Origin of the sequence: Paenibacillus sp. AK121 (assembly GCF_019042715.1) — a bacterium.
Classification (GTDB): Bacteria; Bacillota; Bacilli; order Paenibacillales; family Paenibacillaceae; genus Paenibacillus; species Paenibacillus polymyxa_C.
Window position 1 is genome coordinate 572,037 of record NZ_JAHPJM010000001.1, and the last position, 18,276, is coordinate 590,312.

Annotated in this window: 19 protein-coding genes and 1 other annotated feature; of the genes, 18 read left to right on the top strand and 1 reads right to left on the bottom strand. The window is 46.7% G+C overall.

The window, feature by feature from the left end; genetic code table 11:
• Positions 1-71: 71 nt before the first annotated feature.
• From spoIIGA to KSP24_RS02580, 12 genes are all read left to right on the top strand, one after another.
• Positions 72-1,058: a sigma-E processing peptidase SpoIIGA gene (gene spoIIGA / locus KSP24_RS02525; protein ID WP_013372082.1), complete on the top strand. Its 987-nt coding sequence runs from the start codon at positions 72-74 to the stop codon at positions 1,056-1,058.
• A gap of 110 nt (positions 1,059-1,168) precedes the next feature.
• Positions 1,169-1,909, top strand: a complete 741-nt coding sequence (gene sigE, locus KSP24_RS02530) for an RNA polymerase sporulation sigma factor SigE (RefSeq protein ID WP_013372081.1) — start codon at positions 1,169-1,171, stop codon at positions 1,907-1,909.
• Between the two features lie 96 nt (positions 1,910-2,005).
• Positions 2,006-2,788, top strand: a complete 783-nt coding sequence (gene sigG, locus KSP24_RS02535; protein ID WP_013372080.1) for an RNA polymerase sporulation sigma factor SigG — start codon at positions 2,006-2,008, stop codon at positions 2,786-2,788.
• Between the two features lie 117 nt (positions 2,789-2,905).
• Entirely contained in the window at positions 2,906-3,250 is a 345-nt protein-coding gene (locus tag KSP24_RS02540; RefSeq protein WP_216974465.1) for a YlmC/YmxH family sporulation protein, read from the top strand.
• 82 nt (positions 3,251-3,332) lie between these two features.
• Positions 3,333-4,217 carry a peptidoglycan editing factor PgeF gene (gene pgeF / locus KSP24_RS02545; RefSeq protein WP_013372078.1) on the top strand — a complete coding sequence of 295 codons (885 nt, stop codon included), beginning with the start codon at positions 3,333-3,335 and terminating at the stop codon, positions 4,215-4,217.
• An 8-nt stretch (positions 4,218-4,225) separates the two neighbouring features.
• Positions 4,226-4,927: a YggS family pyridoxal phosphate-dependent enzyme gene (locus KSP24_RS02550; RefSeq protein WP_058829867.1), complete on the top strand. Its 702-nt coding sequence runs from the start codon at positions 4,226-4,228 to the stop codon at positions 4,925-4,927.
• Complete coding sequence (locus KSP24_RS02555) at positions 4,918-5,370, top strand: cell division protein SepF (protein WP_013372076.1); 453 nt, start codon at positions 4,918-4,920, stop codon at positions 5,368-5,370. The genes KSP24_RS02550 and KSP24_RS02555 overlap by 10 nt, the downstream gene beginning before the upstream one ends.
• A gap of 7 nt (positions 5,371-5,377) precedes the next feature.
• Positions 5,378-5,635 carry a YggT family protein gene (locus tag KSP24_RS02560; RefSeq protein ID WP_013372075.1) on the top strand — a complete coding sequence of 86 codons (258 nt, stop codon included), beginning with the start codon at positions 5,378-5,380 and terminating at the stop codon, positions 5,633-5,635.
• An 8-nt stretch (positions 5,636-5,643) separates the two neighbouring features.
• Complete coding sequence (locus KSP24_RS02565; protein ID WP_216974376.1) at positions 5,644-6,426, top strand: YlmH family RNA-binding protein; 783 nt, start codon at positions 5,644-5,646, stop codon at positions 6,424-6,426.
• Positions 6,427-6,598: 172 nt separating this feature from the next.
• Positions 6,599-7,108 carry a DivIVA domain-containing protein gene (locus KSP24_RS02570; protein ID WP_013311075.1) on the top strand — a complete coding sequence of 170 codons (510 nt, stop codon included), beginning with the start codon at positions 6,599-6,601 and terminating at the stop codon, positions 7,106-7,108.
• A gap of 171 nt (positions 7,109-7,279) precedes the next feature.
• Positions 7,280-7,559, top strand: a binding site (T-box leader).
• 80 nt (positions 7,560-7,639) lie between these two features.
• On the top strand, positions 7,640-10,729 hold the full coding sequence (gene ileS, locus KSP24_RS02575; RefSeq protein ID WP_064962139.1) for an isoleucine--tRNA ligase: 3,090 nt from the start codon (positions 7,640-7,642) through the stop codon (positions 10,727-10,729).
• A 140-nt stretch (positions 10,730-10,869) separates the two neighbouring features.
• Entirely contained in the window at positions 10,870-11,262 is a 393-nt protein-coding gene (locus KSP24_RS02580) for a DUF5665 domain-containing protein (protein ID WP_419538197.1), read from the top strand.
• Positions 11,263-11,279: 17 nt separating this feature from the next.
• On the opposite strand, the gene KSP24_RS02585 is transcribed toward KSP24_RS02580, so the two are convergent.
• Entirely contained in the window at positions 11,280-12,014 is a 735-nt protein-coding gene (locus KSP24_RS02585) for a TraR/DksA C4-type zinc finger protein (RefSeq protein ID WP_064962140.1), read from the bottom strand.
• A gap of 234 nt (positions 12,015-12,248) precedes the next feature.
• Here KSP24_RS02585 and lspA point away from each other — a divergent pair, with 234 nt between their 5' ends.
• The 6 genes from lspA (at position 12,249) to carA (ending at position 18,276) form a co-directional block, all read left to right on the top strand.
• A complete protein-coding gene (lspA, locus tag KSP24_RS02590; RefSeq protein WP_013372070.1) occupies positions 12,249-12,740 on the top strand; it encodes a signal peptidase II in 492 nt (163 codons plus the stop codon).
• A 1-nt stretch (position 12,741) separates the two neighbouring features.
• Positions 12,742-13,713 carry an RluA family pseudouridine synthase gene (locus tag KSP24_RS02595; RefSeq protein ID WP_216974377.1) on the top strand — a complete coding sequence of 324 codons (972 nt, stop codon included), beginning with the start codon at positions 12,742-12,744 and terminating at the stop codon, positions 13,711-13,713.
• Positions 13,714-14,216: 503 nt separating this feature from the next.
• Positions 14,217-14,777, top strand: a complete 561-nt coding sequence (gene pyrR / locus KSP24_RS02600; protein ID WP_013372067.1) for a bifunctional pyr operon transcriptional regulator/uracil phosphoribosyltransferase PyrR — start codon at positions 14,217-14,219, stop codon at positions 14,775-14,777.
• A gap of 2 nt (positions 14,778-14,779) precedes the next feature.
• Positions 14,780-15,694: an aspartate carbamoyltransferase catalytic subunit gene (locus KSP24_RS02605; RefSeq protein WP_013372066.1), complete on the top strand. Its 915-nt coding sequence runs from the start codon at positions 14,780-14,782 to the stop codon at positions 15,692-15,694.
• A 60-nt stretch (positions 15,695-15,754) separates the two neighbouring features.
• Positions 15,755-17,077 (top strand): dihydroorotase, encoded by a 1,323-nt coding sequence (locus tag KSP24_RS02610; protein ID WP_126666834.1) that lies wholly within the window; start codon positions 15,755-15,757, stop codon positions 17,075-17,077.
• A gap of 62 nt (positions 17,078-17,139) precedes the next feature.
• Complete coding sequence (gene carA, locus KSP24_RS02615) at positions 17,140-18,276, top strand: glutamine-hydrolyzing carbamoyl-phosphate synthase small subunit (protein ID WP_126666833.1); 1,137 nt, start codon at positions 17,140-17,142, stop codon at positions 18,274-18,276.

Sequence of the window (18,276 nt, forward strand, 5' to 3'; positions counted from 1 at the left end):
GTTAGACAGACTTTGAACCGTATGACTACTATACTTAAGCCTATCCTGCAAAATGCTGGGCGGGTGAATCCTTGGTTGTTTATATCGATTTGATTTTCTTGGCCAATTTGTTTATTGATGCTGTGTTGCTAATGGTCACCGCCTGGATGAGAAAGATCCGACCCGTGTGGTGGCGATTGATGACTTCAGCTGGAATTGGCGCAATGTACGTGGTCATGATGTTTGTGCCGGAGCTGTCATTTTTGTTTACGTTTCTAATCAAGCTGGTCTTATCGGTCATTATGCTGCTAGTGGCCTTTGGTTTTGGCAGCATGCAAAAGTATCTTCGTACAATGGGTGCCTTTTACATGATCAATTTTGTAGCAGCAGGTGGCATTTTGGGGATGCATTATTTTCTCCAGAATACGGGGGATTTGTTTAATGGCATCTGGTATACCGCATCAGGTGGAATGTCTTTTGAATTAAAAATCGCATTCTGGTTTATTTTATGCGCATTTGGCGGAGTGATGCTCTTCTTTCGTATTGTGCAGTCCTCAAAGCAGCGTACAGAAAGGATGAGTGGCTTTTTGGGGCAAGTACAGGTGTGGATTGGGCAGGATCATATTGAGTGTACAGGCTTGTTGGATACAGGTAACCAACTGCATGATCCATTGACCCGAACCCCAGTAATGGTGATGGAGGCGGCTTTGTGGGAATCGTATTTACCCGCTTCCTGGCTCCAAAAATGTTCTGAGGGTAATGCTGATCAACTAGTGATGGATCTGGGGGAGGAATCGTTCAGCTGGCAGGATCGTGTTCGTCTCGTCCCTTATCGTGGAATTAACCGAAGTCATTCCTTTATGCTCGCACTCAAACCAGATCGAGTAGAGGTGGTGATGAATGGGGTTCATTTTGTACATCATCGAGTGCTGATTGGCTTAGACGGGGGGAAGTTGTCGGCAGAGGGCAAATATCGTGCCATCATCCACCCAGATGTGACGGCACACGAAGAGGGGGAGGCTGATACAAACCTAAAACGAAAAGCATATGCTAGAGACCATTTTACAGAATCAGGATAATGAAGAAGAGCACAGGACAAGGTTTAAAGACGAGGAGAAACATTCAATGCTGGAATGGACGGAGCTCAGTAAGACTTAACTTGTACTATTTTCAAAAGGGGGAGAATGATATGAGGGAGCAAATGAATTTAAAAATGAAATTTAGGCTAGCATGGCAACTGCAATATTATCGTATTTTATTTTTATTCGGGCTGAAAAGTGAAGAAATTTATTATATTGGCGGTAGCGAGGCGCTCCCCCCTCCATTGACAAGAGACGAGGAAGAGTATTTGCTTGGAAAGCTTTCTTCTGGAGATGCAGCAGTACGGTCGATGCTAATCGAGAGAAATTTGCGGTTAGTTGTGTATATTGCCCGTAAATTTGAGAATACGGGCATCAACATTGAGGATCTCGTATCCATCGGTGCTATCGGGCTGATCAAAGCGGTGAACACTTTTGATCCGGAGAAGAAAATCAAACTTGCCACCTATGCATCCCGATGCATTGAGAATGAGATTTTAATGTATTTGCGTCGCAATAGCAAAACGAGAACGGAGGTTTCTTTTGATGAGCCTCTGAATATCGATTGGGATGGTAATGAGTTGTTGCTTTCCGATGTGATGGGAACGGAAAATGATACCATTTATCGTAATATTGAGGAGCAAGTAGACCGTAAATTATTGCATAAGGCACTGGATAAGCTGACGGATCGAGAGCGTTTGATTATGGAACTTCGCTTCGGTTTACAAGACGGAGAAGAGAAGACACAGAAGGATGTTGCTGACCTGTTGGGTATATCGCAATCGTATATTTCGCGTCTGGAAAAACGAATTATAAAGCGCTTACGAAAGGAATTTAATAAAATGGTATAATGCTTGGAGATATCCGGAAGCGATGGAAACGGCGAATAAAAAAATGACCTCAGGAGATAATGTACATTAATGTTGCTCCTTGGGAGGTAAGACACGATGACCCGAAACAAAGTGGAAATTTGCGGTGTGGATACCGCTAAACTGCCGGTATTAACCAATGCAGAAATGCGCGAGCTGTTCACATCACTTCAGCAAAATAATGAACGATCAGCCAGAGAAAAATTGGTCAACGGCAATCTCCGGCTCGTCCTGAGTGTGATTCAGCGTTTTAACAATCGGGGGGAGTTTGTGGACGATTTGTTCCAGGTAGGATGCATCGGCCTGATGAAGGCGATTGATAATTTTGACCTTTCGCAAAACGTAAAGTTCTCCACTTATGCGGTGCCGATGATCATCGGAGAGATCCGCCGTTATTTGCGGGATAACAATCCGATCCGTGTGTCCCGTTCGTTGCGGGATATTGCATATAAGGCGCTTCAGGTGCGGGACAGTCTGACAAATCTGAACTCGCGGGAACCAACGATTTTTGAAATATCAGAAGTGCTAAATGTGCCTAAAGAAGATGTTGTGTTCGCATTGGATGCGATTCAGGATCCAGTTTCGCTGTTCGAGCCGATATATCACGACGGGGGCGACCCAATCTATGTGATGGATCAGATCAGTGATGACAGAAATAAAGACGTCTCATGGATTGAGGAAATCGCTCTCCGGGAAGCGATGCATCGCCTGGGCCAGCGTGAAAAGATGATATTGTCTATGCGTTTTTATGAAGGAAAGACGCAAATGGAGGTTGCCGACGAAATCGGTATCTCTCAAGCCCAGGTTTCGAGATTAGAGAAGTCGGCTATACAGCAAATGCAAAAACATGTAAAGTCCTAATGAAATGAATAAAATGTTTGAATGATTCAGTGACAAAAACGATCCCGTGCGGATCGTTTTTGCGTTTGCAGGACATTTTTTGGGCTCTTCCACTCATATAGTGAAATAAAGGATGTGATGCGTGTGAATGCACCGGAAACGTCAGTAAGAGCCATGAAAATTTCCGAGTTTCAAACCAAGGATGTCATTAACATTGTAGATGGACGACGTCTGGGACAAATCAGTGATCTGGAGATTGACGTACGACAAGGGAAAATTGAAGCTATTGTGGTTCCGGGCAGCAGTCGATTCATGGGCTGGTTTGGAGGGGGAAGCGAATTGGTTATTCCGTGGCGCAACATTGTGAAAATTGGTTCGGATGTTGTGCTTGTTCGACTGGAGGGATTGCATGAGCCACCGGATGAAAGGGAGGAAAAGCTGTATATCGAACGTCAGGAGCGGAATGACCGACGGGGCTTTTGAACAGGAGGGACACGTAATTTAGTATGTTGTGAAGACACAGAGGCGGCTTTTTGGTACACTGGGCAGTAGAGGTGAGAACAAAATGGAACCGTTTATAGTGAATACCGAGGCTACAGGGACTACGCCCATGCAAGATGGCAGACGTCCCGTGCCGGAGTTGTTATATATTCAATCTTGGGAGCGACAGGTTCAGGGATTAACAGCAGGGTTTACAGGGCGTCATGGCGGTGTCAGTGAAGCGCCATACGATAGTCTGAACTGTGCGTTTCATGTAGGGGATGACCCCGAGAAAGTCATTCGCAACCGCCGATTAATTGCTGAGCAGCTTGGTTTTGCTGCTGAAGCGTGGACGTGCGGCGAGCAGGTCCACGGTAATCATGTTGCTGTTGTCCAGGCTGCTGATCGTGGGCGAGGCTTTATGGATCGTGCATCAGCTTTTCAGGACACAGATGGACTTTTGACGAATATACCAGGCATTTTGCTGACGTCCTTTTATGCGGACTGTGTACCCCTATATTTTTGTGATCCCGTGCATCGTGTGATTGGGTTGGCGCATGCAGGCTGGAAGGGAACAGTGGCGGAGATTGCGTTGAAAATGGTACAGACCATGCAAACTGAATATGGATCTCAGCCGTCCGATATACTAGCAGCTATTGGTCCTTCCATTGGTCCTGAATCCTATGAGGTAGATGAGCATGTGATGAGCCAAATTCGGGTTTTAGAGCATGATTGCCCGGGTAATGATAAATGGGAAGGTTCTGTTTATTTCCCCTTAACGGGCGGAAAAACACTACTTGACTTGAAACAATGCAATCGACACATTATGATGAAAGCAGGAATATTGCCGAGCCATATCGAATGTACTACCTTGTGCACGAGTAGCCGTAGCGATTTGTTCTTTTCATATCGTAAGGAAGGCGGCGTTACAGGAAGAATGGCGAGTTGGATTGGTCTGGAAGAGAGGTGAGTCCTCCCGTGTCTTTGGAGGAACGAATTAAAGAAGTTAACGCCCGTATCGAAGCGGCATGTGCCCGTAGCGGACGTTCGCGTGATGAAGTAAATGTGATCGCTGTCACGAAATATGTTTCGGCGGCGGCAATGGCATCCGTATTGGATAACGACTTGGAGCATGTGGGCGAAAATCGCTGGCAGGATGCTGCAGATAAATGGAGCAAGTTGGGTGACCGGGGAACGTGGCATTTTATTGGTCATCTCCAAACGAATAAGGTTAAAGATGTAATTGGAAAATTTAAATTTATACATTCGCTTGATCGCTTATCGCTCGCTCAGGAATTGGACAAGAAGGCAGCCGCTTTGGGACTGCGAGTCAAAGCTTTTGTGCAAGTCAATATTTCTGGGGAAATTTCAAAATACGGCTTATCCCCCGAGGCGGTTGCCCCTTTCTTGGAACAAATTCGCGAGTTGGAACATGTGGACGTAATCGGCTTGATGACCATGGCTCCTCATGAGGAAGATCCAGAACATACTCGACCTGTGTTTCGAGGATTGCGTGAACTGCGTGATCGGTTAAATGGACAAGCCTTGACTAGAGAACCTATCGTTCACTTGTCTATGGGGATGTCCAATGATTTTGAAGTGGCGGTTGAAGAAGGAGCGACCTGGTTGCGGCTTGGTTCCGTACTGGTCGGACGAGAGGAGGATTTTCAGTGGGCGTAATGAATAAGTTCATGAACTTTCTGGGGCTTCAGGAAGAAGAGGAAGTTATAGAGCGAGAGGTTATGAATACGCCGGAAGATCAAGAAATTGAAACCCCAAGCTTTGATAAACGTAAGAACCAGAAGGGCACGAATGTTGTCAGCATCCATTCACAGAAAAATGTGAAAGTTGTTCTGTATGAGCCGCGTTCTTACGATGAAGCGCAGGAAATCGCCGACCATATCCGTTCACATCGCACCGTCGTGGTTAACTTGCAACGAATTCGCAAGGATCAGGCGTTACGTATCATTGATTTTTTGAGTGGTACTGTGTATGCACTGAGTGGCGGCATTTCGAAGGTCGGTAACAATATTTTTCTGTGCACACCGGATACGGTTGAAATTCAAGGCTCCATTACGGAGATACTGGCTGACACTGAACAAGAACTTAACAGAATGAGGTGAGCTTTTCTTGATCGAGGTAATTTACTGGTTATTTCAGATTTATTCGTACATGATCATTGCATATGTCCTGCTGTCATGGCTTCCTAATGCCAGAGAGAGTGTGATCGGTGATTTACTTGCCAGGTTTGTGGAGCCGTATTTGTCTCCTTTTCGCAGGTTTATACCGCCAATCTTCGGGATGATTGATATTTCACCTATCGTAGCGCTGATTGCTTTGCGTTTTGCATCGTACGGTTTGATTTCTTTAATTGGCAATTTCGTCTAGGAGGATTTATGCGAACTGAGATTTATGAGCATTTTCACCCGGATGAACGGGATTATGTGGATCGTGCTTCCGAATGGATCAGTCATGCGGGAGCTTATCATGAGCAGAAGCTGACTGATTTTTTGGATCCGCGACAACAGTACATATTGGAGACACTTGCTTCGAAGGAAGACAAGGTCACGATTAGGGTAGATGGCGGATACATGGCTTCGGAACGAAAGCGGGCGCTGATTGCGCCCGATTATTCGTATTTGGACGATGAGGAAATGGGAATTCAAGTCCTTTCCATCTCTTCTGATGATCATAAAATCAATACCCTTGAGCACGGCGATTATCTAGGTGCCATTTTGGGGCTTGGAATCAAGCGTGGAAAAATCGGGGACATTCACGTGCTGGATGATGGGTGTCATGTGTTGGTGGCATCAGAGATCGGAGATTTTATAACCATGCATTTGCAGCAGGTACATCGTGTTCATGTTTGGACAGAATTGTTGACAGTAGCAAGTCTCCGAACGAAGGAAGTTGCATTAGAGGCGATGGATCTGACGGTCGCTTCTTTGCGTCTGGACGGGATTGCCAGTGACGTCTACAAATTGAGCCGCAGTAAAATATTAACACCGATTCGAGCAGGACGATGTCGGGTAAACTGGAAGGTGGAGGAGAATCCATCTACTTCACTTAAGGTTGGGGACGTTATTTCCATGCAGGGATTTGGGCGTTTCAAAGTGCTTGAAACAGACGGGATGACAAAAAAGGGTAGATTCCGTGTCAAAATTGGTAAGTTTGTATAGCTGTAGGCAGGATTCTTGAGCTTTCTGTCGAAAGAATTAACCTATAGCGAAGTACTGGAACGATTTTGCTCTGTACAGTATTCACAAAACGGGGTATGATGACCGATAGATGATAATGAGCGTCGTGACGCGGAAAATGAATTTTTTGTCAATCTTATAGGAGGTGGACGGCATGCCATTAACGCCATTGGATATACATAATAAGGAATTTGCCCGCCGGCTTCGCGGTTATGATGAGGACCAGGTTAATGAATTTTTGGATCAGGTGATCAAGGATTACGAGGGCGTTATTCGTGAAAATAAAGAACTGAGCACCCAGTTGCTGAACGTACAGGAGAAGCTCGATCATTTTGCGACGATTGAGGATACACTGAGTAAGACAATTATTGTCGCGCAGGAAGCAGCTGATGAAGTTCGCAACAACGCCAAGAAAGAATCTCAACTGATCGTGAAGGAAGCGGAAAAAAATGCGGATCGTATTGTGAACGAAGCATTGTCCAAATCCCGCAAAATCGCGTTGGAGGTTGAAGAACTGAAGAAACAGGCTTCAATTTACCGAGCACGGTTTCGTACATTGGTGGAAGCACAGCTTGACTTGTTAAGCCAAGATGGCTGGGAAGCACTTGAAAACCGGGAACGCGAAGTGCTGGAACGCGAGCGTGAAATGAAAGAAATTTACTGATTTTGATTTCTGACAAGCTTTTCATTAGGTCTTGTTAGGGTTGACTTTTTTCTTTAAACAGGCTATAACTGTAAATACTATACTGAATTCAACGATTATCCGTCTATTGGTTGATGGTTGTTATTCAAGGCAACGATGTTGCTGGTTTAATATTTCGATGAATTTAACATGTTTAATTCGTTGATGGGAACGAGTACGTCATGATTTGTCCCTCAGAGAGTTGGCCTTCCGGTGCAAGCCAACGTTCAGAACATGACTGAAGATCCTCCCGGAGAAGTGAGCTGAAGCGCTTAAATTTATGGCGTGTGTAAGCAATCACCGTTTGCCATGCGTTATAATGGCGCCCTGCTGAAGTTGAGTAGGGCTCAGAGAGTCGTGACAAGATCGTCTTCTTTAGACTGGTCTAATTACGGAATCAGGGTGGTAACGCGAGCACAGTCTCGTCCCTTTTACAGGGATGGGGCTTTTTTTTGTTGCTTTTTTTAAGTGCGCTAGAACAATTAATGATGAGCAGAGAGGAAGTATGACGTTATGAACAGAGTGGATGTTAAAGAAAAAGCACGGTCACGTGACCTACGCATCCTGAGCAAATGGAAACAGGAGGACACGTTCCGTAAATCCATTACCAATCGTGAAGGAAAGCCTAATTTTGTGTTTTATGAGGGCCCACCAACAGCTAACGGCAAACCACACATCGGTCATGTGCTGGGTCGCGTAATTAAGGATTTCGTCGGCCGCTATCAGACCATGAAGGGATATCGTGTTGTACGTAAGGCGGGTTGGGATACGCATGGCCTGCCGGTAGAACTGGGTGTGCAAAAGCAACTGGGGATCTCTCACAAGCCTGAAATTGAAGAATACGGTGTTGAGAAATTTATTAAAAAATGTAAAGAGAGTGTGTTTGAATACGAGCAGCAGTGGCGCGATTTAACCGAAGCGATCGGATACTGGACAGACCTCGATCACCCATACATTACCTTGGACAATAACTACATCGAGAGTGTATGGAACATTTTGGCGACGATTCATGAGAAAGATCTGCTGTATCGTGGTCATCGTGTGAGTCCGTACTGCCCGGATTGTCAGACCACACTAAGTTCCCATGAAGTAGCACAGGGCTACAAAGATGTAAAGGATCTGAGTGCCACGGCCAAATTCAAGCTGCATAGCAGTGGTGAATATGTATTGGCCTGGACGACAACACCTTGGACCTTGCCGAGTCACGTGGCGCTCGCCGTCAACCCTGAGCTGGAATACGCACGTGTGAAGCAGGAAGATGGGGTATACATCGTTGCAAAAAATCTTGTTGAGACCGTAATTAAAGGTGATCATGAAGTGATTGGCACGCTATCGGGTTCAGAACTGGTAGGCCAAACCTATACCCCGCCATTTACTTATTTTCAGGTGGAGAAAGGTAACCAAATTCTGGGTGCCAAGTTCGTAACAGATTCCAGCGGTACAGGTATCGTTCATATGGCCCCGGCACATGGTGAGGATGACTATCGCGTATGTCGTGAAAATGGCGTTGGGTTTATCAACGTAGTGGATCTCCAAGGTAACTATGTAGCTGAAATCACTGATTTTGCAGGCCGTTTTGTGAAAGATTGCGATGTAGATATTGTGAAAATGCTGTCCGAAAAAGGGTTGCTGTACAGCAAGGAAAAATACGAGCATAGCTATCCGTTCTGCTGGCGCTGCGATACTCCATTATTGTACTATGCAATGGACAGCTGGTTTATCAAAACAACTGCGATCAAGGATCAACTGATTGCCAACAACAGCGAAGTTGAATGGTACCCGGGCCATGTACGCGAAGGACGCTTCGGTAAGTTTTTGGAGGAACTGGTGGATTGGAACATCAGTCGCGATCGCTATTGGGGTACACCGCTCAATATCTGGGTTTGTGAGGAAACTGGAGAACAGTTCGCACCTCATAGTATTGCTGAATTGAGAGAACGTGCAATTGGGGATGTACCAGCGGATATCGAGCTACACAAACCTTATGTAGATGATATCAAGGTTCGTAGCCAATGCGGTAAATACGAAATGACTCGCACACCGGAAGTCATCGATGTATGGTTCGATAGCGGCTCTATGCCGTTTGCACAGCATCACTATCCTTTTGAGAATAATGAAACGTTTGAGCAGCAATTTCCGGCAGATATGATCTGTGAAGGGATTGACCAGACTCGTGGCTGGTTCTATAGCTTGCTTGCGGTTTCGACGATGTTGACTGGCAAAGCTCCTTACAAAGCTGTCATGGCAACAGGCCATGTACTGGATGAGCAGGGGCAGAAAATGTCCAAATCAAAGGGTAATGTTATTGATCCGTGGGAAGTGATTGATGAGTACGGAACAGATGCTTTCCGCTGGGCATTACTGTCCGATAGTGCACCATGGAATAGCAAACGTTTTTCCAAAGGCATTGTAGGCGAGGCTAAATCGAAACTGGTAGATACGCTTGTCAATACACACGCTTTTCTGACTCTGTATGCGGATATTGACGGATTTGATCCGGTACAGCATCCATTCAAGCCATCGGCACACAAGTTGGATCGCTGGATTTTATCCCGTCTAAACAGCCTAATCTTGGTTGTGGATAAAGCATTGTCTGTAAATGACTTCCTGAACTCCTCCAAAGCGATAGAGTCGTTTGTGGATGAGCTGAGTAACTGGTATATCCGTCGTTCACGTGATCGTTTCTGGGGTAACGGGCTTACAGAAGATAAGCTGGATGCGTATCGAACATTGACTGAGGTGTTGTTAACGACGGCGAAGCTGCTTGCACCGTTCACACCGCTGCTTGCTGAGGATATTTATCTCAACCTGAGCAATGGAGAAAGTGTTCATCTGGATGACTATCCGTCTGCCAATGAATCCTTAATTGATCTGGAACTGGAACGAGATATGGAAACAGCACGTCGCGTCGTTGAATTAGCACGTAATGTCCGTAACGAAACGGGTTTGAAAACACGTCAACCGTTGTCTGAATTGATTCTGTCTATGGATCAGGATTTTGACCTGAGCGGCTATGAAGAAATCATCAAAGACGAGATCAATGTGAAGCATATTCATGTTGAGACGGATGATAGCGGATTTGTTGATTTTACATTGAAGCTGAATTTGAAAGTAGCAGGCAAGAAATACGGCAAAAATGTCGGATTCCTACAAAACCTTTTCAAAGGAATGTCTGCTGAGGATACTCGTTCTGTTGTTGAAAAAGGAGTGCTGAACGTGGCTTCTCCAGAAGGCGAAGAGTTGCAAGTTACAGCCGAAGAATTGCTGGTGGAGAAAAAAGCAAAAGAAGGCTTCGCTTCTGCTTCTGGCTATGGCTTAACGGTAGCGCTGAACACAGATATTACACCGGAGCTTGAGCAAGAGGGCTGGGTACGTGAAGTGGTTCGCGCGGTACAAGACTACCGCAAAAAGCTGGATCTGCCGATTGAAAAGTATGTAGCATTGACGTTGGATGTAGACAGCGACTTGCGTCAGGCGATCGAAAGCTTCGACTCTGTGTTGCGTGAGAACGTATTGGTAACCACGGTGACATTTGGTCAAGCTGAACCAGCAGAACATGTAGAAGTGAACGGCAAAACCATCGGCGTTCATATTGGGGAATAATTACAAGCCCCCTGTCCCATAATACAATAACAGGCAGCATATAAAAACGAGCCTAAGCATCGGAAACGGGTTTCCTCCGTTACGTGCTTCGGCTCGTTTGCTGCTTTCGGGGCAGCTATGGGAAAAGGGGGATTGTGCATATGACAGCACGGTCAAGGCGCAGACAGGGAAGGAGTCTCCGAGGGATGAACGGAGAAGGGGCCGCCATAGCCTCAGAAAAGGGAATAGCAGGTGAACAGGCAGAGAAACTAAGTCGTGTGGAAAAGCTGGTGCAAGCTGTGTCAGAGCAGATGGAACGAACACGTATTGCAGATTATGCTTTGCTGCTGAATAAGCCTTGGCGATTGCTTTGGCTAAACCTAATATCAGGTGTTTCCCGAGGGATCGGCATTGCGCTAGGGTTTACTTTTTTTGCTGCTACCATTATTTATGTGCTTCAAGTGCTCGGAGCGTTGAATTTGCCGATTATCGGTGATTATATCGCTGATATTGTACGGATCGTACAGCGACAATTAGAGCTTACTACCTACTAGGCGTTTCACTTTAAAGCTTACGATTCGTCCTCGTGCAAATCTGGCTCCAGCAGACCTTCACCCTCGCCATCTTCTATATAACGCTGATAAATAGAACTACGGACAATGGATACACTTCTGCCATAAATGTCAGTAGCGACAAAGCTTTCATATGGCTCTACGAAGCCCATATTATCATCGCCGGCTTCGATTTCCATATCATCATAGCGATGGATTTCTCCACTTTCCGCCATGGCCGGAGTGTTAGAGGTCCCCCAATTTTCAACGATCTGCCAAGCATCTTCACCGTCAAAGCCGTTTTGTTCTTCACGCTCATCCAGGCTTGTTCTACCGAACGCGGGAGCGAGAAATTCTTCCTCCACCGGACGGTTGTTGGATACTTCTGTTTCAGGACTGAATTCTTTGCAATAAATGGTATAGGGAACAGCGAGCAGACGTTCATAGGGAATGGGCTTACCGCTGGCGGCGCAAATGCCATAGGTTCCCTTGTCCATAGCCATCAAGGCTGATTTGATACGTTCCAATTGAAACTCGTCATGCTCCAGCAAGGAAATATCTTTAGCTCGCTCATAGGTTTCGGTAGCCAGATCGCCTGGATGGTTATCAATGGGAGAAAGCTCACCGGTTTGATCACGTTGAGAATCGCCGAGTCCATAATGGTCGTTGCTTTGCAACCGATGCTCAATTTCCTTTTTGCGTTCCAGCAGTTCGTTACGCAAGCCTTGTAATTGTTGCTCCGTCAATGGGGACATGCAATCCTCTCCTTGTTCTAGATTTACGTGCATGCGTTGTGTCAGGTATGCTCCTTGTAGTGTGCACCGGGAAGACCTCTTTTACATAGGAAATTCTAATCAAATGTGATCGAGTTCATTCCATTCAAGGACTGTGCTCGAAAGCCTGCAGGACTCGTGGACGATCTGAGAAGGCTTATGCTACAATAAATGGGTTCGACAACGGATATAAGCGGATCGGAGTGACGAAGGACTGTGATTTATTTTGGTATTGCGCTAATTATTTTTTTGATTGATCAGGGAGTCAAATATTTGGTGGCTACGCGGATGGAATTGTACGAGCAAATACCAGTCATCGGCAATTTCTTTTTAATTACCTCCCATCGTAATCGCGGAGCCGCTTTTGGGATTTTGGAAGGGCAACGCTGGCTTTTTATCGTGATCACAATTGTAGTAGTGATCGGTATCGTATGGTACCTAAGAAAAACAGTCAGAGCTGGGCAAAAACTACTTCCTGTTGCGCTAAGTTTGGTGCTTGGGGGAGCGGTTGGTAATTTTTTGGATCGGGCTATTTCTGGAGAAGTGGTTGATTTTGCACAGTTCAATTTTGGAAGCTACACATTCCCGATTTTTAATGTGGCAGATTCGGCAATTGTCATCGGTGTTGCACTGATTATTTTGGATACATTGCTGGAATCGCGTCGGGAAAAAGGGAATGGCAATGATAGCGTTGAAGGGAAGTCATAGCATGAACGAAGTGAATGAAAATGGCGAAGCCATAGGTCTGTCTTATGAGGACGAACTGGAGGGTGAATCTCTGGAATGGACGGCAGATTCAGGGAATGTCAAAACACGTATAGACAAATACATCGCCGAAGAAATGAAGGAAGTATCTCGTTCTCAAATTCAGCTGTGGATCGGGAATGGTCGCGTACTGGTGAACGGTACGGCGGTCAAAGCGAACTACAAGCTGGCTGAAGGAGATCATATTGTATTATCGCTACCTGAGCCAGAAAGTGTAGATATTATGCCGGAAAATATTCCGCTAGATGTTGTATACGAGGATTCGGACGTTATTGTCATTAACAAGCAACGTGGTCTAGTGGTGCATCCTGCACCAGGACACTCCTCGGGAACACTGGTCAACGCACTGATGTACCACTGCCATGACCTTTCCGGCATTAACGGGGAATTACGTCCCGGTATTGTTCACCGTATTGATAAGGATACATCAGGACTGCTGATGGCGGCTAAAAATGATCAGGCCCACGCATCACTTGCAGCACAGCTTAAGGATCATAGCGTGACTCGGAAATATATTGCATTGGTCCACGGTCATTTGAGCCACGATCAGGGAACCGTAGATGCTCCGATCGGTCGTGATTCAGGTGATCGTAAAATGTTCACGGTGACGGAACGCAACAGCAAGCATGCAGTTACCCATTTTCTCGTTATTGAACGGTTGGGGGATTATACCTTGCTTGAACTTCAATTGGAGACAGGGCGCACACATCAAATTCGTGTTCACATGAAATTCATTGGGCATCCATTGGTTGGCGACCCTATGTATGGACGCAGTAAAGGGGTTCGTATGGAGGGCCAAGCCCTGCATGCAGCGGTATTGGGATTTAAGCATCCAACCACAGGAGAATACTTGGAATTTAGCAGACCGATCCCTCCTGATATGGAGGACGTATTAACGTCCTTGCGTAGTCGCTAAAACAGCGATGAACTGCTTTTCTATTCAAAAACTTGAATAAATCATTAATTTAGACCGCCTAAATGGCGGTTTTTTTATTGTGAGACAAGGAATGGGTAAAAACAACTATGGATAATTATACAGATATGATGTATATTTATTAAAGTGCTTCCGGTGGTTCCGGTTGAACGGGTGTTGACACGAGATTTTCAATCTGTCATACTTCTTGTAGTTGCGATGAACTTTGTCCAAGAGATGGTTAGCCATCTCGCACTATAAGAAGCAGGACAAAGGAAATCCTGAATAGCACCTTTAAATCAGTCCCGTGAGGCTGGCAAGGTAACGTGAATGGATCACTGATCAGTGCATCCGCTGCGGCGGTATGTCTTCAGTGTGTCCGACAGATCGGAGAACAGTGGGAGACTGTTCATACGAGACTCCTTGCCAAACTTGGGCAAGGAGTCTTTTTTGTATCCGACACGGGACCAGGTCTGAAGGGAACATCACCTGAGGAGGCTGGAAGCATGAGTAATGAAACACATGTACTGATGGATGAAATTGCGATTCGTCGGGCATTAACGCGGATTGCACATGAAATTTTGGAGAAAAACAAGGGTATCGACGATTGCGTGCTAGTAGGTATTCGAACACGCGGAGTTCATCTGGCGCAGCGCTTGGCTGAAAAAATTGCTGAGATTGAAGGCGCACCGATTCCATGGGGAGAGCTGGATGTTACAGCCTACCGGGATGACCGGAGCAGCGTTGCCGAGGCTAAAGGAAATGGAAAAGAGCTTTTGATGAATCCTGCTGACGTATCGGTTCATGATAAGAAAGTCATTCTCTTTGACGATGTGCTGTACACAGGCCGCACCATTCGAGCGGCGATGGATGCATTGATGGACTGCGGACGACCGCAAATGATCCAGCTGGCTGTGCTAGCAGATCGCGGACACCGTGAGCTTCCGATTCGTCCGGATTACATCGGCAAGAACATCCCGACCTCCAAATCTGAGGAAATCGTAGTTGCACTTCAGGAGACGGACGGTAAGGACGAAGTGACGATCATTCAGAACCGGGGGGAATAGGTATGATCACAACAGCCAGTCAACTTAGAGAACGTAGCCTGCTCGGATTAAAAGAACTTAGCCGAAATGAAATTGAGTCGATTCTGGATCGTGCTCATTATTGGGAAACACAGCCGCAAAAGCTGATTCCAGTCCTACAGTCACGCTTCGCGGCCAACATGTTTTTTGAAAATAGTACACGCACACGCTTTTCTTTTGAAATGGCGGAGAAGCGGCTCGGCGCTCAGGTTTTGAACTTTTCCGCTGCGGCTTCCAGTGTGGAAAAAGGGGAGTCCATTTACGATACTGTACGTACGCTCGAATCCATGGGCATTGATGCTGGAGTCATCCGGTTAAAGCCAGCCGGAGTGCTGCAAGAGCTTGCTGAGAAGGTCAGTGTTCCGCTGGTTAATGCGGGAGACGGCAACAATGAGCATCCAACGCAGGCTTTACTGGACCTCTACACCATGCGCAAAACTTTCGGTGAGCTTAAAGGCTTGAGAGTATCCATCATAGGAGACATTTTGCACAGCCGTGTAGCTCGCTCGAATCTGTGGGCCTTGCAAAAATTCGGAGCCAAGGTTAGCTTCTGTGCACCGGACAATATGCAGGCACCTGAGCTTGCAACGTACGCGCCTTATGTGCCGATGCAAGAAGCTTTGCAGGCAGACGTGGTCATGATGCTGCGAGTCCAGCTTGAACGGCATGCTGAAGGAATGTTGCGCTCAGCGGATGAGTACCGAGAGCAGTACGGTCTGACAGAAGAAAGAGCAGCGAGCCTTAAGTCCGGAACAATTATCATGCACCCGGCTCCAGTGAATCGGAATGTGGAGATCGACAGTGCAGTTGTGGAAAGCGAGCAATCACGAATTTTTCCGCAAATGGCCAACGGGGTTCCGATCCGCATGGCGGTTATGGAACGGGCAATGAAGCTGTAGCAGCTGTCAGCAGGATCGTAGGAAAAAGTTGCAAAAAACCTGAGCGGAGGAATATTTCAGATGAAACAATTAATTATGAATGCAAGCGTATTGAACGAGCAGGGCGAGACGGAATTAAAATCCATCCTAATCGCTGACGGAAAAATTTTGGCTATCGCAAATGCGGAAGCCGGAGTTAGCCTCATTATGGAAGAAGGGGCATCTGGACAAGAGCTCGAAGTCGAAAAAATCGACGCCCAGGGAAAGCTGGTCATCCCCGGTCTAATCGACATGCATGTGCATCTGAGAGAACCTGGCTTTGAATATAAAGAAACAATTGAAACAGGCAGCCGCGCTGCGGTGAAAGGTGGATTTACGACGATTGCCTGCATGCCAAACACACGTCCGGTGACAGACAATGTAGACACGGTTCAGTTGGTACTGAAAAAGGGGCAGGAAGCTGGGCTCGCCAAAGTACTTCCTTACGCAGCCATCACGAAAAACGAACTGGGACGTGAGCTGACAGATTTTGAAGCGCTCAAAGAAGCAGGTGCCATCGGCTTTACTGATGACGGAGTCGGAGTGCAAAGTGCACAAATGATGAAGGATGCCATGTCACGAGCCAAAGCGCTGGATATGCCGGTCATTGCACACTGTGAAGATAACACGCTGGTTGTAGGAGCAGCAGTGACAGACGGTGAATTTGCCAAGCGTCACGGGCTCAAAGGCATACCCAACGAATCTGAGGCTATCCATGTTGGACGTGATATTCTGCTATCCGAAGCAACCGGGGCACATTATCATGTATGCCATGTCAGCACAGAGCAATCGGTGCGATTGATTCGCCATGCCAAATCTTTTGGCATCAAGGTTACTGCAGAGGTATGCCCGCATCACTTGGTATTGTCCGATGAGGACATTCCTGGGCTGGATGCCAACTGGAAAATGAATCCTCCACTACGCTCCCCGCGTGATGTACAGGCATGCATCGAGGGGCTGGAGGACGGAACGATTGATATCATCGTAACGGACCATGCAGCACACAGCGAGGAAGAGAAGGCAAAAGGGATGGAGCTGGCGCCATTTGGAATCGTTGGATTTGAAACAGCCTTTCCGCTGCTGTACACCAAATTCGTAGCTACCGGGCAATGGACGCTGGACTTTCTGGTGCGCCGTATGACGGCTGACCCAGCACGTGTCTTCCGCCTTGATACGGGACGTCTGGAAGAGGGAGCACCCGCTGACCTGACCATGATTGATCTGGAGCAGGAGCAGACAGTTGATCCACAAACGTTTGCCAGCAAAGGACGCAACACTCCTTTTACAGACTGGAAGCTCAAAGGCTGGCCGGTGAAAACTTGGGTAGACGGCAAACTGGTATGGTCTGCTGACGAAGCAAAATAATACACAACTAATTAAAAAAATAGAACCTTATAGCAGGAAACAAAATAGAGGAGTGAGACGGGATGCAGGCAAGATTGTTACTTCAGGACGGCACGCTGTTTACAGGCACATCATTTGGTGCGGAAGGTGAAAAAACAGGCGAAGTCGTTTTCAACACAGGGATTACAGGCTATCAAGAGGTGCTGACGGATCCCTCTTATTGCGGACAAATCGTAACCATGACTTACCCGCTAATTGGAAATTACGGAATTACTCGTGATGATTTTGAATCAGTACGGCCTTATGTACACGGCTTTGCTGTTCGACATTACGAGCCGGCGCCAAGTAACTGGCGTGCTCAATACAGCGTGGGCGATTTGCTGAAGGAATATGGCATCATTGGTATTAGCGACATCGACACCCGCATGCTCACCCGGATTATTCGCCATCACGGCACAATGAAGGGCATTTTGACGACTGGTTCCCAGCCGTTGGAAGAACTAAAAGAAATGATGTCCGACATGACCATAGAAGAACTGCGTAATCAGGTTCCTTTGACTTCTACTCCTCATCCGTACAGCAGCCCTGGCAACGGAGAACGGATTGTATTGATTGACTATGGTGCTAAAAGCGGCATCCTGCGCGAACTGAATAAACGAGACTGTGATGTGGTTGTCGTTCCACATGATACGACGGCCGAGGAAATTCGCCGCTTGGATCCGGACGGTATTCAGCTGTCCAACGGTCCTGGAGATCCAAAAGACGTACCGCATGCTGTACGTACGGTGGCTGAATTGCTAGGGGAATACCCGATTTTCGGAATTTGCTTGGGACACCAGTTGTTCGCCTTGGCTTCGGGAGCAGATACGGAAAAGCTGAAATTCGGACATCGCGGTGGTAACCACCCGGTGAAAGAACTGGAGAGCGGACGCTGCTTCATCACATCACAAAATCATGGCTACACAGTGAATGAGGAATCGATCCAAGGAACAGAACTTGAAGTGACGCATATTAACAACAACGATAAAACGATTGAGGGTCTTAAACATACTAAGTATCCAGCGTTTTCGGTGCAATACCATCCAGAGGCTGCGCCTGGTCCTTACGATAATGGCTACCTGTTTGACCGCTTCCTGGAAATGATCCGTGAACACAAAAGAAATCAACCAAAGCAACCGCGTCAGGCTACTATCGCCGCCGCAGTGAGAGGAGAGCGCTAA